Source organism: Stenotrophomonas sp. 10L48, from assembly GCF_056395105.1.
In genome coordinates this window covers 18,560-35,868 of sequence record NZ_JBFTIX010000011.1, presented here as the reverse complement: position 1 = coordinate 35,868, position 17,309 = coordinate 18,560, and the positions used below count along the sequence as shown (strand labels likewise).

Annotated in this window: 10 protein-coding genes; 5 read left to right on the top strand and 5 right to left on the bottom strand. The window is 66.5% G+C overall.

The genetic code is table 11. The annotated features are described in order from the left end of the window. Window positions 1-115: 115 nt before the first annotated feature. From AC1DCU_RS17175 to AC1DCU_RS17165, 3 genes are all read left to right on the top strand, one after another. A complete protein-coding gene (locus AC1DCU_RS17175) occupies window positions 116-1,243 on the top strand; it encodes a PilT/PilU family type 4a pilus ATPase (protein WP_025878450.1) in 1,128 nt (375 codons plus the stop codon). 130 nt (window positions 1,244-1,373) lie between these two features. After that, complete coding sequence (locus AC1DCU_RS17170; protein ID WP_442251683.1) at window positions 1,374-2,657, top strand: putative DNA modification/repair radical SAM protein; 1,284 nt, start codon at window positions 1,374-1,376, stop codon at window positions 2,655-2,657. Next, window positions 2,638-4,137 (top strand): UdgX family uracil-DNA binding protein, encoded by a 1,500-nt coding sequence (locus AC1DCU_RS17165; RefSeq protein WP_442251682.1) that lies wholly within the window; start codon window positions 2,638-2,640, stop codon window positions 4,135-4,137. Before AC1DCU_RS17170 ends, AC1DCU_RS17165 begins: the two co-directional genes overlap by 20 nt. A 33-nt stretch (window positions 4,138-4,170) precedes the next feature. Here AC1DCU_RS17165 and maiA read toward each other — a convergent pair whose 3' ends face one another. Both maiA and AC1DCU_RS17155 read right to left on the bottom strand, forming a co-directional pair. Next, window positions 4,171-4,839 carry a maleylacetoacetate isomerase gene (gene maiA, locus AC1DCU_RS17160; protein ID WP_032976415.1) on the bottom strand — a complete coding sequence of 223 codons (669 nt, stop codon included), beginning with the start codon at window positions 4,837-4,839 and terminating at the stop codon, window positions 4,171-4,173. Between the two features lie 14 nt (window positions 4,840-4,853). After that, window positions 4,854-5,843 carry a fumarylacetoacetate hydrolase family protein gene (locus AC1DCU_RS17155; protein ID WP_025878446.1) on the bottom strand — a complete coding sequence of 330 codons (990 nt, stop codon included), beginning with the start codon at window positions 5,841-5,843 and terminating at the stop codon, window positions 4,854-4,856. A gap of 911 nt (window positions 5,844-6,754) precedes the next feature. Here AC1DCU_RS17155 and AC1DCU_RS17150 point away from each other — a divergent pair. Beyond that, window positions 6,755-8,176, top strand: a complete 1,422-nt coding sequence (locus AC1DCU_RS17150) for a DEAD/DEAH box helicase (RefSeq protein WP_032976382.1) — start codon at window positions 6,755-6,757, stop codon at window positions 8,174-8,176. A 602-nt stretch (window positions 8,177-8,778) separates the two neighbouring features. Here AC1DCU_RS17150 and AC1DCU_RS17145 read toward each other — a convergent pair. Next, window positions 8,779-11,373: a M14 family zinc carboxypeptidase gene (locus tag AC1DCU_RS17145; protein WP_442252071.1), complete on the bottom strand. Its 2,595-nt coding sequence runs from the start codon at window positions 11,371-11,373 to the stop codon at window positions 8,779-8,781. Window positions 11,374-11,437: 64 nt separating this feature from the next. Continuing rightward, window positions 11,438-14,077 carry a TonB-dependent receptor plug domain-containing protein gene (locus AC1DCU_RS17140; RefSeq protein ID WP_312401596.1) on the bottom strand — a complete coding sequence of 880 codons (2,640 nt, stop codon included), beginning with the start codon at window positions 14,075-14,077 and terminating at the stop codon, window positions 11,438-11,440. Window positions 14,078-14,272: 195 nt separating this feature from the next. Between AC1DCU_RS17140 and queD the strand changes: the two genes are divergently transcribed. Further along, on the top strand, window positions 14,273-14,635 hold the full coding sequence (queD, locus tag AC1DCU_RS17135; RefSeq protein ID WP_025878441.1) for a 6-carboxytetrahydropterin synthase QueD: 363 nt from the start codon (window positions 14,273-14,275) through the stop codon (window positions 14,633-14,635). Window positions 14,636-15,217: 582 nt separating this feature from the next. On the opposite strand, the gene asnB is transcribed toward queD, so the two are convergent. Then, window positions 15,218-17,119 (bottom strand): asparagine synthase (glutamine-hydrolyzing), encoded by a 1,902-nt coding sequence (gene asnB / locus AC1DCU_RS17130; RefSeq protein ID WP_033830269.1) that lies wholly within the window; start codon window positions 17,117-17,119, stop codon window positions 15,218-15,220. Between the last annotated feature and the right edge of the window lie 190 nt (window positions 17,120-17,309).

Here is a 17,309-nt window from a genome sequence, read left to right as displayed (position 1 = left end):
GAAGCTAAGTCGTTTCATTGGGGAGGCCGTACCGGTTGTCGGTTCGCGGCCATTGTCGTCAAGCCGGTACCGTGCTTGCAACGGGCACCGGCAGTTTCGTTGGGGAAAATTCGCAATGGATATCGGCTACTTCCTGAAGCTGATGACCGAAAAGAACGCTTCGGACATGTTCTTGACCACCGGCGCGCCGGTGTACATCAAGATCGAGGGCAAGCTGTATCCGCTCGGCAATACCGGCCTGCCGCCGGGAATGGTGAAGAAGATCGCCTACTCGCTGATGGACGAGGGCCAGGTGCCGCAGTTCGAGCGCGAGCTGGAACTCAACATGGCCATCGCCCTGGCCGATGCCGGGCGTTTCCGCGTCAACGTGTTCAAGCAGCGCGGTGAAGTGGGCATGGTCATCCGCGCCATCCGCAGCCGGATTCCGAGCATCGAAGAGCTCAACCTGCCGCAGGTGCTGAAAGACGTCATCATGACCCCGCGTGGGCTGGTGCTGGTGGTGGGGTCCACCGGCTCGGGCAAGTCCACCTCGCTGGCGTCGATGATCGACCATCGCAACAGCACCACCACCGGTCACATCCTCACCATCGAGGACCCGATCGAGTACCTGCACAAGCACAAGATGTCCATCGTCAACCAGCGCGAGGTCGGGCTCGATACCCATGCCTTCCACAATGCGCTGAAGAACGCGATGCGTGAAGCGCCGGACGTGATCCTGATCGGCGAGATCCTGGATGCCGAAACGATGGAGGCGGCGATCGCCTTCGCCGAAACCGGGCACCTGTGCCTGGCCACCCTGCACTCCAACAACGCCGACCAGACCATCGAGCGCATCCTCAACTTCTTCCCGGAAAGCGCGCACAAGAACGTGCTGATGAACCTGGCGCTGAACCTGCGTGCGGTGATCAGCCAGCGCCTGGTGAAGAACAAGGAGGGGCGCCGCCTGCCGGCCACCGAAGTACTGATCAACACGCCGATGATCCGCGACCTGCTGCGTCGCGGCCAGGTACACGAGATCAAGGCGGCGATGGAGGCTTCGCTGGAAGAAGGCATGGAGAGCTTCGACCAGTGCCTGTTCCGGTTGGCCAAGAACGGCACCATCGATCAGGAAGAAGCCCTGCGCGCGGCCGACTCGCGCGATGGCCTGGCGCTGAAGTTCCGCCTGTCCGAAGGAGGCAGCGGCGAGCATGATCCGTATGCGGACTTCTCGGCCGGCGCGCCGAGCATTACCCACGGGTTCTGACGGCGCGCCCGCCGGGCATGGCCCGGCGCTACCGGACGCGTGGTGGTAGAGCCGGTCCATGCCCGGCGGAATCCTGAAGGGTTAAGGGGCGGTCTCATCCAATGAGACCCCTCGTGCGTAGGTTTCTTCAATGGAAACCATACGCAAGCTGGCCATCCTTGCAGATGCCGCCAAGTACGATGCCTCCTGCGCCTCCAGTGGTGCGGGCAAGCGCGATTCGCGCGCCTCCGGCGGCATCGGCAGTACCGAGGGCATGGGCATCTGCCACAGCTACACGCCCGATGGCCGCTGCGTGTCGCTGCTGAAGATCCTGCTGACCAACTTCTGCGTGTACGACTGCGCCTATTGCGTGAACCGGGTGTCCAGCAACGTGCCGCGCGCGCGTTTCAGCGTGGACGAGGTGGTCACGCTCACACTGGACTTCTACAAGCGCAATTACATCGAAGGGCTGTTTCTTTCCAGCGGCATCATCCGCAACGCGGACTACACGATGGAGCGCATGGTGGAGGTGGCACGTCGACTGCGCGAGGAGCACCGATACGCCGGGTACATCCACCTGAAAACGATCCCCGAGGCATCGCCAGAACTTCTGGCCGCTGCGGGTCGTTACGCCGATCGCCTGTCGATCAATGTCGAACTGCCCACCGAGGCGGGCCTGGCCACCCTCGCACCGGAAAAGACCAGCACATCGATCCGCGGCGCGATGGGCGAACTGCGCTGGCGCATCGAAGAAGCCAAGGAGGCCCGCAAGGCGCCGGCAGTGATCGCACCGGTTTCCAGCCGCGGCGCGCGTCCTCGCCCTCCCCGCTTTGCACCCGCCGGGCAGAGCACGCAGATGATCGTCGGCGCCGACGGTGCCAGCGACCAGCAGATCCTGACCAGTGCCGACAGCCTCTACGGCAACTACCGCATGCGCCGGGTGTACTACTCCGCCTTCAGCCCGATTCCCGATGCGAGCCGCCAGCTGCCGCTGCAGCCGCCTCCGCTGCAGCGCGAGCACCGGCTGTACCAGGCCGACTGGCTGCTGCGCTTCTACGGCTACGGCGTGGAGGAGATCACCGACACCACCCAGGGTGGCATGCTGGATCTGGACATCGATCCGAAGATGGCCTGGGCGATCCGCCATCCCGAACGCTTCCCGGTGGACCTGAACCTTGCGCCGAAGGAGCTGCTGCTGCGGGTGCCAGGCCTGGGAGTGCGCAACGTCAAGCGCGTATTGATGGCACGCCGCCACGGTCGCCTGCGGGTGGCCGACGTTGCACGACTGAAGGCGCCGATGAGCAAACTGCTGCCGTTCGTGCAGCTGGCCGACCACCATCCGCGCAGTGCGCTGGATGATCCGGCGGTGCTGCGCGCGAAGCTGGCGCCACCACCCCGCCAGGGCTCGCTGTTCGATGCCGCGCCCGCTGCCTGAGCTGCAGCGCTGGTCGCTGCGCGTAGACCCGCCGTGGTCGCTGGATGCCTGGCGCGGTGCGGCGCGTGAGGCCTTGCTGCGCCGCGTGCTGCCGGAACAGCTGGACTGGATCACGGGTACCGAAGCGTCGCTGCTGGACGCGCCGGCGGTGCAGCAGGCGCCACTGCCCGACGGCGCCACCGTCCCGAACGTGCCGCGCGACTTTGTCGAACTGGCCGCTACCTGCCTATGCCATCGCGATCCGCAGCGCCTGCCGCTGCTGTACCGCCTGCTGTGGCGCATCGCGCATGGCGAACGCACGGTGCTGTCCAATCCGGCCGACGCCGATGTGCTGCGGTTGATGGCGCTGGCGCAGGCGGTGCGCCGCGACACGCACAAGATGAAGGCCTTCGTGCGCTTCCGGGAGGTGCCCGGCGAGACCGACGCGTTCATCGCCTGGTTCGAGCCCGATCACAACATCGTCGACCGGGTCGCGCCGTTTTTCGCCCGCCGTTTTGCCGGCATGCGCTGGGCGATCCTGACCCCCGCGCGCAGTGTCCGCTGGGATGGCAGCGCGCTCTCGTTCGGTGATGGCGGCAGCCGTCGCGATGCACCCGCCGAAGACGCCCGTGAGACGCTGTGGCAGACCTATTACGCCAGCATCTTCAATCCGGCCCGGCTCAACACGCGGATGATGCAGCAGGAAATGCCCGCCCGTTACTGGAAGCATCTTCCCGAAGCGCACCTGTTGCCGGGCCTTGTGCGCGACGCAGCCGGCCGCGTGCAGGAGATGCATGATCGACCGGCACAGGCACCGCAGCGACGTATTCCCGCACGGCCGAATGATGCAACCGATGCCGCTGCGGACAATGGCAGCCTGCAGGCGTTGCGCCAGCAGGCCGCCGTCTGTCGGCAGTGCCCGCTGTGGGAAGCGTCGACCCAGACCGTGTTCGGTGAAGGTCGTGCCGATGCACGCATCATGCTGGTGGGCGAACAGCCCGGTGATGTCGAGGACCTGAGTGGTCGCCCCTTCGCCGGGCCGGCGGGCAAGCTGCTGGACCGTGCGCTGCAGGAGCTGGGCATCGAACGCAGCGCCCTGTACCTGACCAACGCGGTGAAGCACTTCCATCACGAGCGCCGAGGCAAGGTGCGCCTGCATAAGCGCCCTGAGAGCCGCCATGTGCATGCCTGCCGGCCGTGGCTGCAGGGCGAGATCGCACGGGTGAAGCCGCAGGTGATCGTCTGTCTCGGCGCCACGGCGGCCTCGTCCGTATTCGGTCGCGATTTCAACCTGACGCGCGACCGTGGCCGCTGGCTCACGCTTGAGGATGGCACCCGGGGATACGCCACCGTGCATCCTGCCTGGGTACTGCGGCAGAAGGATGATACGCGGCGCGAGGACGCCTACCGGCTGTTCCGCGACGACCTGCAGCAACTGCTGGCGGCCAACTCCGCGCCCACCGGGCATGGCCCGGCGCTACCGCGCGCCGGAGACCGGTAGCGCCAGGCCATGCCCGGCGAGCACAGCGGGACGTCAGGCGGCGTCGACCTGGTTTTCGGGGCGTGCAGCGATGAAGGCATCCAGCTGCTGGCAGGCCGCTTCAATGCGGCGCAGTGTGGGGTATGCCGCCAGGTCCAGGCCGAAGCGATGGGCGTTGTACAGCTGCGGCAACAGGCAGATGTCGGCCAGACCCGGACGGTCACCGTGGCAGAACGTACCGGTGTCAGCACTGTCGGCCAGCATCGTTTCCATCGCGGCGAAGCCCTCGGCCATCCAGTGCAGGGTCCACTGCGTGCGTGCATCGGCGGGCAGCTGCAGATCGCGCTCGAGGTACTGCATCACCCGCAGGTTGTTGATCGGGTGGATGTCGCAGGCTACCAGCTGCGCCGCTGCCCGCACCCGTGCGCGGCCAGCGGCGTCGGCCGGCAGCAGCGGCACCTGCGGGAACCGCTCTTCCAGATACTCCAGGATCGCCAGCGACTGGGTCAGCACGTGGCCGTCATGCAGCAGCGTGGGCACCAGCTGCTGCGGGTTGAGCCCGCGATAGGCGTCATGGTGCTGCTCGCCGCCCTCGCGCACCAGATGCACCGGTCGTGCTTCGAAGGCCAGGCCTTTCAAGGCCAGGCCGATGCGCACGCGGTAGGCGGCGCTGGATCGCCAGTAGGTGTACAGCATGATGCCGTCGTCGACCGGAATCTCCATCGCCGCCTCCATGCTCAGGGCTTGGCCGCCTGTTCGATGCGCTGCTCGATCGCACCGAAGATGCTGTTGCCGGCGGCATCGAGCATCTCGATGCGCACCACGTCGCCGAAGGACATGAACGGCGTGCTCGGCTTGCCGTCGCGCAGGGTTTCCACCACGCGCTGTTCGGCGAAGCACGAAGCCCCCTTGCTGGTGTCTTCGTTGGCGATGGTGCCCGAGCCGACGATGGTGCCGGCACTGAGCGGCCGCGTCTTCGCCGCGTGCGCGACCAGCTGGGCGAAGTTGAACTGCATGTCGACACCCGCTTCCGGCGCACCGAACCACGTCCCGTTGATGTGGGTCAGCAGCGGCAGGTGCACCTTGCTGTCCTGCCAGGCAGCGCCCAGCTCGTCGGGAGTGACGAACACCGGCGACAACGCCGAGCGCGGCTTGGACTGCAGGAAGCCGAAGCCCTTGGCCAGTTCGCCCGGGATCAGGTTGCGCAGCGAGACGTCGTTGACCAGGCCGATCAGCTGGATGTGGCCGGCGGCCTGCTCCGGCGTGGCGGCCATCGGCACGTCGTCGGTGATCACCACGATCTCCGCTTCCAGGTCGATGCCGTAGTCCTCGCTGACCACCTTGACCGCATCGCGCGGGCCATGGAAACCGGCGCTGGTGGCCTGGTACATCAGCGGATCACTGTAGAAGCTCTCCGGCACCTCGGCGCCGCGGGCGCGACGTACGCGCTCGACGTGTGGCAGGTAGGCGCTGCCATCAACGAATTCATAGGCGCGCGGCATCGGCGCAGCCAGGGCCTGCGGGTCCAAGTCGAACACGCCATCGGCGTCACCGGCATTGAGCGACTCATACAGCGCATTCAGACGCGGGGCCAGATGGCTCCAGTCCTCCAGGGCCAACTGCAGGGTGGCGGCGATGCCGGTGGCGCGCACGCCGTGGCGCAGGTCACGCGAGACGACGATCAGGGTGCCGTCGCGGCCGCCTTCCTTCAAGGAACCAAGCTTCATGGTGGGTGTCCGGAGTCGTGGGCAAACAAGTTTCAAGTGTAATCAAATAAGCAGCGTAGCCAAGCTGCAGCGCGGCATCGCCTCACCCTACCGCAGGAGGGGGGCGGCAGGGTTGCACCCTGCACGTGCAGAGGCAACGGCCAAGGCCAAGGCAGCCGCGAAAGCAACTGCAACAGCCGGCTCTGGGTTTTCTGYGGGTTGGGCGGGGCGGTRTGGGGCTGCAGGACACGCCGTAAACCCATCCATGGGGGCTCGATGGCGCCATCCATGGCGCCAACGGTCCTGCAGCCCCATACCGCCCCGCCCTCGACAGTTTCCCGATGACGGTGGTAGATCCACGCCATGCGTGGATGAATTTCCAACGAAATCGAATATTTCGACAATTGAACGAAGAGCATCCACGCATGGCGTGGATCTACTGCGGGGGTGTCCGCGGCATGGATGCCGCGGCCAAGCCCCCAKGGATGGGTTTACGGCGTCCCCCGCAACCGGACCCACCCCGCCATCCCACGGWATGCMCGCTGTTGCTGTTGCYGTTGCYGTTGCYGTTGCWGTTGCWGTTGCTGTTGCTGTTGCTGTTGCCATTGCCGTCGATTCGGCGGGTGCAGGGCGCAGCCCTGCCGAACCCCCAACCTGAACAGCCTGTTTTGCGTCAGGTCTCATCCTTCCGTTAGACTATGCGGGTCTGCAGCGGCCGTCCGTTTCCCTCCGGGATCGCCGGCGACCGGGGTTCGCCCCATCGCCCGCCCCCACTCCGACGCCGTTCGTCACGCATTCCAGCCTGCGCTTCGCGTTGGCTGCACCCAATTCTCGCAGCGCGGTTCACGGGAACGCTCCGAGTCAGCCGATCAGTTTGATCTGCCCCCGTCTGTCCGTTCGGACAGGCGTTAACTGTACTTGGAGCAATCTCGATGTCTTTTGAATCCCTGGGCCTTGCGCCCTTCCTGCTGCGTGCGCTCGCCGAGCAGGGCTACGAAACCCCGACCCCGATCCAGCAGCAGGCGATCCCGCTGGTGCTGGCCGGTCGCGACCTGCTGGCCGGCGCACAGACCGGTACCGGCAAGACCGCCGCGTTCGGCCTGCCGCTGCTGCAGCACCTGGGCACCGCTTCGCAGGAAGTGCGCACCGGCCCGCGCAAGCCGCGCGCGCTGATCCTGGCACCGACCCGCGAACTGGCCACCCAGGTGCATGACAGCCTGCGCGGTTACAGCAAGTACCTGCGCATCCCCAGCGCCTGCATCTACGGCGGTGTCGGCATGGGCAACCAGCTGGACATCCTGCGTCGCGGCGTGGATCTGCTGGTGGCGTGCCCGGGCCGCCTGATCGACCACCTGGAGCGTCGCAGCATCGACCTGTCCGGCATTGAACTGCTGGTGCTGGACGAAGCCGACCGCATGCTGGACATGGGCTTCCTGCCCTCGATCAAGCGCATCCTGGCCAAGCTGCCCAAGCAGAACCGCCAGACCCTGCTGTTCTCGGCCACCTTCGAGGACAACATCCGCCAGTTGGCGCTGGAATTCATGCGCAACCCGGAACAGATCCAGGTCACGCCGAAGAACACCGTCGCCGAGACCATCACCCACAAGGTGCATCCGGTCGATGGCAGCCGCAAGCGCGACCTGCTGCTGCACCTGCTGGCGCAGGACAGCCGCGAGCAGACCCTGGTGTTTGCCCGCACCAAGCACGGCAGCGACAAGCTGGCCGCGTTCCTGGAAAAGTCCGGCATCAAGACCGCGGCGATCCACGGCAACAAGAGCCAGGGCCAGCGCCTGCGTGCGCTCGGCGACTTCAAGGCTGGCCGTGTCACCGTGCTGGTGGCCACCGATATCGCCGCGCGCGGCATCGACATCAACGAGCTGCCGAAGGTGATCAACTTCGATCTGCCGATGGTGGCCGAAGACTACGTGCACCGCATTGGCCGTACCGGCCGCAACGGTGCGACCGGTGAAGCGATTTCGCTGGTGGCGCAGGATGAAGTGAAGCTGTTGCGCGCGATCGTGCGCCTGCTCGGCCGTGACATGGACATCCGCGATGTGCCGGGCTTCGAGCTGCAGACGCCGATCCGCTGGGGCAACAGTGCTCCGGGCAAGGCCGAGGCCGATACCGGCGAGCGCGTGCCGCGCAAGACCCACGCGCGCCGTCCGCACGGCGATGCGCCGCGTCATGCCCATGCAGGCCCGAAGAAGGCCGGCGGTGGCCGCCGCGAGGGCGCCGGCAACGGCCAGCAGCGCGCAGGCGCAGGTGCCGGTCAGGGCCAGCGTCGCGGTGGCGGCAACAACAGCGGTGGCGGCCGTGGCCGCGGCCAGGGTAGCGGCGGCGGTCGCGCCAGCTGATCCCAGCTGACAGGGATGGCGTCTCCCGCTGCGCGGGAGCTGCTTATCGGGGGACGACGCTTACGCGTCGTCCCTTTTTTGTTGCTGGCTGCCGGGTGGTTTGAAAGCTGGCGGTGGGTTTTGTGTGGGCGTTGGGGAGCGGGGGCGGTGCAAAACACGCCGTAAACCCATCCATGGGGGCTCGTAGGCGCCTTGCTCGTGTGCGCTGTCCTGCGCACACGGCAAGATCGGGGTTCGGCGTCCTGCCCAACCCGCCCGGGGCATGCCTCGGGCCCATGGCGCCTGCGGTTTTGCACCGCCCCCGCTCCCCAACGCTTCAGACATTTCCAGCGCCTACTTGTCCCGCCGGGTAGCCGAGAGAAGAAGGATCAATCCAAAGACAAAAGCAAAAGCCGGAATTCCAGCTTTTGCTTTTGCCCTTGCTCCCGCCTTGGGTTTGATGCATCCGCGCCCGCAGGAAACTGTCTGGGGAGGACGGATGGGCCGCGCAGGACCGCAGGCGCCATGGATGGCGCCTACGAGCCTACACGGACGTACTTGCGGCGTGTCCTGCGCGGCCCATCCGTCCTCCCAATCCCAGCGTCAGTTCGGCGCGTAATGCCTCAACCCCGCGCTTTACTCGGATTCACCAGATTCCCGAAGAAGATCGCGTTGATCAGCATCCGATCAGTGCCATGCCAGTACTTGCGATGCGCCGGATCATCAGCAAACAGGATCACGTTGCCCTGCCCCTGCGCTGACACCAGCAGCCATGCACTTCCAGCCACGCGACTGCGGTTGCGCTCGGACAGATAACCGTTCACCCGCGGTGTGTCGTCGATCCGCACCACCGTGGAAAACCCGTTCGTGCTCGGCTGCAGGATGACCGTGTTCTCCTTGTTGATCGCCAGTTGCCGGCGCGGCACGCCGAACGCCAAAGGATGACTGGGGTCGACGTCGGCGCTGAGGATGTTGCCGCTGACACGCTCGATCGCGGCGATATCGCGCTGGTCACCGAAGGCGCGGCGCGCGGTGTCTGTTGCTTCCTCGTCCTTGCCCAGCTTCTCGCCGTCGGCAAGTTTCTGTTCGATCGCCCACTTCGACGCGCTGCCATAGGTGACCAGTGACCCGCCGGCCTGGATCCAGCGCTTCAATGCCGCTACCGCGGTCGCGTCGATGCCGGCATAGGTGCCGCCGGACAGCACGATCGTGGTGTAGCGGTCCAGCGACACCTTGCCCAGCTGCTGCGGGTCCAGCTTGCTGGCCGGCAGGCGCAGCTGCTGGTCGAGCAGGAACCAGGCCGAACCGATTTCGGTGGCTGCCACGCCCTCGCCCATCACCAGCGCGACGGCGGGCTTGCGCAGTGCCTTGACGCCGTCACTGCCAAGGTCGATGCCGTCGCGGCTGCGACCGCTGGCCAGCGCATGCACCTGCACACCGGCGGCCCGCGCGGCGGCGGCGACCGCCTCCTGCAACGCCACACCCTGCAGCGGCTGCCCGGCCACCGGTACCACGATGCTGCCCCCGGCAAAGGCCACCTCACCTTGTGCGGTGGCCGCGGTGAACGGCTGGAAGGTGGCACGCGTGGACAAGCCCTTGGCCTGCAGGGCGGCCAGTGCGCGGCCCGCGTTGTAGTCGCGCCAGTCGATCACGTAGGCGAAGCCCGCTTCACCGCCGGTCAGCCCGCCCTGCACTGCGGGAACCTCGACCACGCGGGCGCCGCCATCGATGCGGCTGCGGCTGCCGGCAAAAGCCACGCCGTAGGCCGGGGCGATCGCGTAACTGGTGCTGCCGTAGAACACGTCGCCCTTGATCGGCGGGGTCTCGGCGAAGATCGAATGGACCAGGCGGAACTGCGCCTGCTGCACCGGCACCACGTAGGCGCTGCCCGCTTCGAAACGCTGGCCATCTACGCTGACAGCGCGGTCCAGTGCATGCACTTCAATCCTGTGCAGCAACAGCAGTTCCAGCAGGCGTCGGGTCAATGCCGGATCATGCGCGTCGCCGAACACGAAGCTCTTCACCGGCTGTTGTGCGGCCTGCTTCAGCGCGCTCTGGAAGAAACTCTTCTGCAGCTCGAACAGGGCGCTGCGCTCGGTCACCGCACCGCGCACCGTGCCCAATCCGGTGGCAACCTGGTTGCGGATGGTGAACGGGAACGTCAGCAGGCCATTCACCGATTCCTGCACGCGACCGCGCGAGCTGGCCTGCTCCACGGTGACGCCGACCGCGCCGTGGAAATCCGGATAGGTCGAGCCGTACACGGGCGAGAAATTGTCGAAGTTCTCACCGGTGTAGTACAGCGAACCCAGCGCATCGAGCGCCTGGGCGTGGTACTTGGCCAGGGTCTTGTTGAACTCGTACGATGCTGCCGGGATCAACGGGCTATGCATGCTCTTCGGCGATGGCTCGAAGTAGTACGTGCTGTCCTTGCCCATTTCATGGAAGTCGATCTGCACGTTCGGGTACCACTGGTGGAACTGCGCCACCTTCGGCCGCGAATCCTGCTGCGTCAGTGCCAGCCAATCGCGGTTGAGATCGGTGAAGTAGTGGTTGGTACGGCCCTGCGGGAACGTCTCGACGTGTTCCTTGTCGGCCGGATCGGCCGAGGCCGGGTCGGACGCCCAGGCGTTGTGCCAGTTGGCGGCGCGATCGCGGCCGTCGGGATTCTGCGCCGGGTCGAAAAGCACCACTGCCTGCTGCAGCCACTGCTGCGTTTCCGCGCTGCGGTTGGCCACCAGGTAGTAGGCGGTCAGCATCGCCGCTTCGCCACTGGAGGTCTCGTTGCCGTGCACGCTGTAGCCCAGCCACACCACCACCGGGCTGTCACCGGCAGCGCTGCGCGGCTGCGCCGGGTCGGCCAGGGTCGCGTGCTGCTGGCGGATCTGTTCCAGCCGCGCGTGGTTGCCTGCAGCAGTGACCGTGGCGATCAGCAGCGGTCGGCCCTCATAGCTGCGGCCGATCTCGCGCACGCTGATCTTGTCCGAGTGCTTGGCCAGCTCCTGGAAGTAAGCCACCAGCTGGTCATGGCGGGTGTAGCGGCTGCCGATCGGATAGCCGAGGAACTGCTCCGGCGTGGGAATGGCGGTATCGAATGCCGCGGCATCGGTGGTCTGCGGGAAGAAATAGGCGCTCTGCGCATGTACCGCAGGCGGCAACGATACGGCGGTGGCGACGGCGAGCAACAACGGGAAAACGGCACGGCGGTGGAAGGACACGGTGACTCCCCTGGAACATGGCAACACGGCCGGCCACACAGGGTGGCCGGCCGCGGCGGGTGGATCAGAAGCGGTAGTCGAAGCCCAGCGTGAAGTAGCGGCCACGCAGGTCGTACTGGCTGAAGTCGTACGGCGCGCGGATGCCCGGGAACGAGGCATCGTACGGCGGCGTCTTGTCACCCAGGTTCTGCACCTTGGCGTACACGGTCAGGTTCTCGATGCCGGTGTAGCCCAGGTAGAGATCGAACTGGTTGTAGGCGTCGACGCGGCTCTGCACCGCAGCGGCAGCGGTGCTGGCCTTCTGGTCGTAGCCACTGGTGTAGTACCAGGTCACCGCGGCGGTGTAGTCGCTGTACTTCCAGTCCAGGGTGGTGGTGGCCTTGTTCTTCGGCAGGGTGGCGCCGAGGTTGCTGCCGGCATAGTCCACCAGCGGGCCACCGACCACGGTCGGGCGCCGGTAGTCGCGCACGTGGGTGTAGGCCGAGGTCACGGTGAAGTCACCGAAGGCGGTGGTCGGGATGCGCTGGCGCAGCTCGACGTCGATGCCCGAGGTCTTCAGCTCGCTCAGGTTCTGGTAGCGGTTGTAGACCGCCTGCAGCTTGCCGCGCTCATCGCGCTGCACGGCACCGGCGACGTTGTCGTTGACCAGGGTCTGGGTGTTGTTGGTACCGACCAGGTTGTCCAGCTGGATACGGTAGTAGTCGATGCTCAGGTTGGTGTTCGCCCACGGCGACAGCACCACGCCGAAGTTCACGCTCTTGGTGCGCTCCGGCTTCAGGTCGCTGTTGCCGACGGTGAAGAAGGTCGGGTTCTGCCGCGAGCCCGGCACGTCCGGATCACGCGGATCGACCACGCTGCCGTAGGCGATGCTGGTGCTGTTGGAGTTCTCCGACAGCGACGGTGCACGGAAGCCCTTCGACGCCGAGGCACGCACCAGCAGGAAATCCAGCGGCTGCCAGCGCAGGCCGAGCTTGGGCGAGAACGCGTCGCCAAAATCATCGTAATGATCGGCGCGGGCGGCGGCGGACAGTTCCAGGGTCGAGGCCAGCGGCACGTTGACCTCGGCGTACGCGGCGCTGACCTTGCGCTCGCCATGCACTTCGGCGATTGCCGGGCGCACCTGCAGGCCGGCATCGATCTGCCACGGGTTGTTCGAATCAAGCTTCTCGCGGCGCCATTCGGCACCGGCGGCGAACCCGATGTCGCCGGCCCAGGTGTGGCCGAGACTGCCGGAGATCTTCGCATCAATGCCCTGCAGCACCGACTCGGCCGGACGCAGGGTGGCGATGTTGATCGAATCGCGCACCGACTGCGGCGTCGCGGCCGGGTTCAACAGGTTGTAGCTGCCGGTGGCCAGTGCATTGGCCAGTGCCCAGCGGTTGGCGAAGCCGCCGGAGACGGTTTCGCGCTCGCTGCTGCGCGCGCCGAACGCGGCCACTTCCCAGTCCCACTTCTCGGTGTTGCCACGCAGCCCGAACACACCGCGATAGGCGGTGGACCGGTTGGTCTTGATGGTGCCGCCGAGGTCGAAGAAGGTGTATTCGATCGGGATCGCGCGGCCGTACGGGTTGTACGGGTTGCTGGCCGGCAGGTTGGACGACACCGGCTCGGCCAGACCGGTCTGCGCGTTCAGTGCGAAGCGACCGCTTTCCAGGGTGAAGAACGGGCTGCTGCCGAACCAGGCAGCACTCTTGATCTGGCTGTACAGCACTTCGCCGAACGCTTCGACGTTGTCGCCCAGGCGGAACGTGCCGTTGGCGTAGGCCTGGTAGCGCTTGGTGGAGGGAATCAGGGTGGTGTACGGGGCCTGGTTGAAGCCGCAGGTATCACCGGCCAGGCCGTCGATCGGCGCGCTGGCCACGCGGGTGGTGCCGGTGGGGCAGTTGCCGTTGGCATCGAGCATCGGCACGGAGGTGCCATTGACCAGATAGCGTGCACCCTTGGCCGACCAGCCGTTCCAGCGGCCGCCGGGCTGGTCGCTGTAGATGCCGCTCTTGGTCAGGTTGCGCTCATCCTGGTCCAGTCGCTCGCGGTTGTAGCCCTGCAGGCTGAAAAGGATGTTGTAGCCGTCCTTGTCGATGTCGCCCAGGCCACCGACGAACTTCAGGTTCTGCTCGTGCAGGCCGCCCTGGTCGGCGCCGCCGAAGCTGCCGCCGATCTCGGCGCCTTCGAAGTTCTGCCGGGTGATGATGTTGACCACGCCGGCCACCGCATCGCTGCCGTACACCGCTGACGCACCGTCCTTGAGCACTTCGATGCGTTCGACCGCCACCAGCGGCAGCGCGTTGAGATCGACGAAAGTGTCCGACAGGCCGCCGGCCGGGAAGCCGTAGTTGGCCAGGCGGCGGCCGTTGAGCAGCACCAGCGTGTTCTTCTGCGAAAGACCGCGCAGGCCGATGCCGGCCGAGCCCGAGGCCCAACCGTTGTTGGTGGTCTCGTTGCTGGCGTTGCCGGTGTTGGCCGAGATCGAACGCAGCACATCGGCCACGGTGGCCTTGCCGGTCTGTTCCAGCTGCTGGCGGCCGATCACCTGCACCGGGTTGGAGGCTTCGGTATCGGCGCGTTTGATGTTGGAACCGGTGACGCGCACGGCAGCCAGGGTGCTGGCTTCGCCGCTGGCGTCGGCGGGGGTTTCGGCGGCGGCAGACAAAGGCGCGGCCAGAGCGACGGCCAGGGCCGCCACGAGCAGGGTGTGCTGGGGCATGACGATGTGGGGGAGGTAGTGGAAGGACGAGGTAAGTTCCGCAGTAATCCATGCCTGGCCGGGGTGCGGCCAATAACATCTCTTCATACGGATATAAGAGAAACTATCATCTCTTCATCCGGATGGAAATAATTTCTTCACGGGAAGGCAACGCAAAGCCGGGCTGATCGGCCGCCCGCGGCGTACAATCGCGCCATGGAAATCTTCAAAGTCTTCATGCTCGAGGCGGCGCACCGCCTCCCCAACGTGCCGCCGGGGCACAAGTGCGCGCGCCTGCACGGCCACTCCTTCCGGGTGGAACTGAAAGTCGAGGGCGAGCCGGGCGCGCAGACCGGCTGGATCATGGATTTCGGTGACGTGAAGGCGGCTTTCCAGCCGATCTACGACCGCCTGGACCACCATTACCTCAATGACATCCCCGGCCTGGAGAACCCGACCAGCGAAAACCTGGCCGTGTGGATCTGGAACGAGCTCAAGCCCACCCTGCCGGCATTGAGCGAGATCACCGTGCACGAAACCTGCACCTCGGGCTGCCGTTACCGCGGCCCCGCCGCCTGATCAACCCATTGATCTGAAAGGCCTCAAGGCGCCAGCGATGGCGCCTTCGTGATTTTTGTTGCATTGCCGCATGATCGGCGTATGCTGCATTGCATCAATACAAATGCACGGCGGATGCGACTGGCAGGCAACAGCCACCGGCGCGACGCCCACGCTCATTGCATGGGTCCCTCCCCCCATGCAATCCGGACCCGGCAGATCCCTCCCTCTGCCGGGTCTTTTTTTGCCTGGCGTCTGGATTCCAGAGCGCTCCTTCGTCCGGGTCTATGCGAGCTGGAGGGCCCCGCCGGGGCAGGTAGAGGTTTGGGCAAATGTCCCCCGGCGCCGGCCGTTGGCCGTCACCTCCTCCTTTACTTTGCCCAGACCCCTACCCGCCCCGACGAGGCTCGGCTTACGGCACCAGGCGCGCAGATCGCTGCTTTCCTGAGGCCACCGAAGATCTCCCCACGCAGGGCGGAGGCCCTTGCGTGCGAAGTAAAGGGGGAGGCGGTGGCCGCAGGCCGGCGCCGGAGGACATTCGCACGCAAGGGCCTCCGCCCTGCGCTGCGCAGAATGGATCAACCGCGCGCCACGAAGGCACGCTCAGCGCCCGCGATTGCCGTGCCAGTGCTGGTACCACGCCTGGAACATCAACACGTTCCACAGGTGCGTATGCCATTTGCGCTCGCCGCGCAGGAACGCCTCCCAGATCGCGCGCACGCGTACTGCATCGAAGCACCCCTGGTTGCGCAGCAGCTGCGGGTCGAGCAACGCTTCCGCCCAGTCGCGCAGCGGGCCGGCCAGCCAGCGTGCCATCGGTGGGCCGAAACCGCGCTTGGGGCGATAGACCAGCGGCGCGGGCAGGTAGCGCGCCAGCAGATGCTTGAGGATCCGCTTGTGCTCGCCGTCGTGGTACTTCAAGTGCTGCGGCAGGCGCCAGGCCAGGCGTATGACCTCCATGTCCAGCAACGGCGAGCGTGTCTCCACGCCGGCCGCCATGCCGGCACGGTCGACCTTGGCAAGGATCCCCTCGGCCAGGTCCATGCGGAAATCCAGCAGCTGGATGCGCGCTTCCGCCGGCAGTGCGGTGTCCTGCTGCTGGAAGATCGTCGCCGGCTCGCGCGCCCCCAGTACCACCTGGGTCGGCTGCCGCCAGCGGGTGACGCGCTGCAGGTAATGCCCCTCCACGTCGTTGGCGGCCACCTCGGCCACCAGTGCCCGCCAACCGCCAAGCCGACCACGCTCGACGTTCAAGCGGCTGCTGCCACGCCGTGCAAGATCACGTACCCATTCCGGCAGGCCACCGCACAGGCGCGCATTGCGCAGCGCGCGGCCATAGCTGGGGTGGCCGAAGAACAGCTCATCGCCGCCGTCACCGGTCAGCGCCACCGGCTTGCGCGCGCCGAGCAGCTCGCTGGCCAGCAGGGTGGGCAGCTGCGAGGCATCGGCGAACGGTTCGCACCAGACCTGCGGCAAGCGTTGCAGCAGTTCCAGGCCCTGCCGGCTGTCCATCCTGTGCAGGTGGTGATGCACGCCCAGGTGCCGGGCCACCTGCGAGGCCCAGTCGCTCTCGTCGTGACCGGGGTCGTCGAAACCCACCGTCCATGCTTCCACCGGCAACGCCGACTGCGCCTGCATCATCGCCACCACCAGCGACGAATCGGTGCCACCGGACAGGAATGCACCGCAGGCCACGGGTGAATGCACGCGCGTGGCGATCGCCTGCTGCAGCACCACCTCCAACTGGTCGGTGGCCTGCTCCAGGCTGGGCGCCGGCTGCAACGGCTGCTGCAGCGCGGATTGCATCGCATCGCGCGCGCACCAGTAGCGATGGCCGCCCTGCGTGGCCTGCGTTGATCCGCCGGCGGCATGATCGTTGAGGTCCACGCGCAGCATCGCCCCGGCCACCAGCTTGTGGATGCCGCGATAGATGGTGTGCGGCGCCGGCACATAGTCATGGCGCAGCAGCAGGCTCAATGCATCCTGGTCGATGCTGGGAGCGAATCCGGCAAAGGCCTGCAGCGCCTTCAACTCCGAAGCGAACAGGAACTGGCCCTGGTACCAGCCGTAATATAACGGCCGTTCGCCGACCGGGTCGCGCGCCAGCCAGAGCTCATGTGCGTGGCGGTCCCAGACGCTGAACGCAAATGCCCCTTCGATGCGCGACAGCGCACGCTGCACGCCCCACTCGACGACGGCCTGCAGCAACAGGCGTGCATCGGTGCAGCTGCGTGGCAGGTCGCGCAGCTGCGACTGCAGGGCCGCGCGGTTGTAGATGCGGCCATCCAGGCACAGCACGTAGCGCCCGCAGCTGGAGCTGAGCGGCTGCAACGGCATGTCGGTCGGCGCACGGCAATGACCGAGGGCCAGCCCTGCGTCGGCATCGGTCCAGTACCCGATGCGACCGCGGCCGCGCTGCTGCAGCGCCCGCAGCATCGGCGCCAGCTGCTGCAGCAGCTGCTCATCGTCGGCAGGCGGCAGCCAGGCCCCGACCACGCCGCTCATCGCTGGCCTCCATGGCAAGGGCATTCAAGGAAAAGCGCGGGACAGGAGGCGGACGGCATGAGGGCGGCACGCGGATGGGGAGAGCTGCCATGCTCGGCCCCGCCGAGCGCCACGTCAGTCGTAGCGCTGTCAGCGACCGTCACCGCAGGCGCGGCTTGCGTAACGTTTTGTAACAACACGATTGCTACCG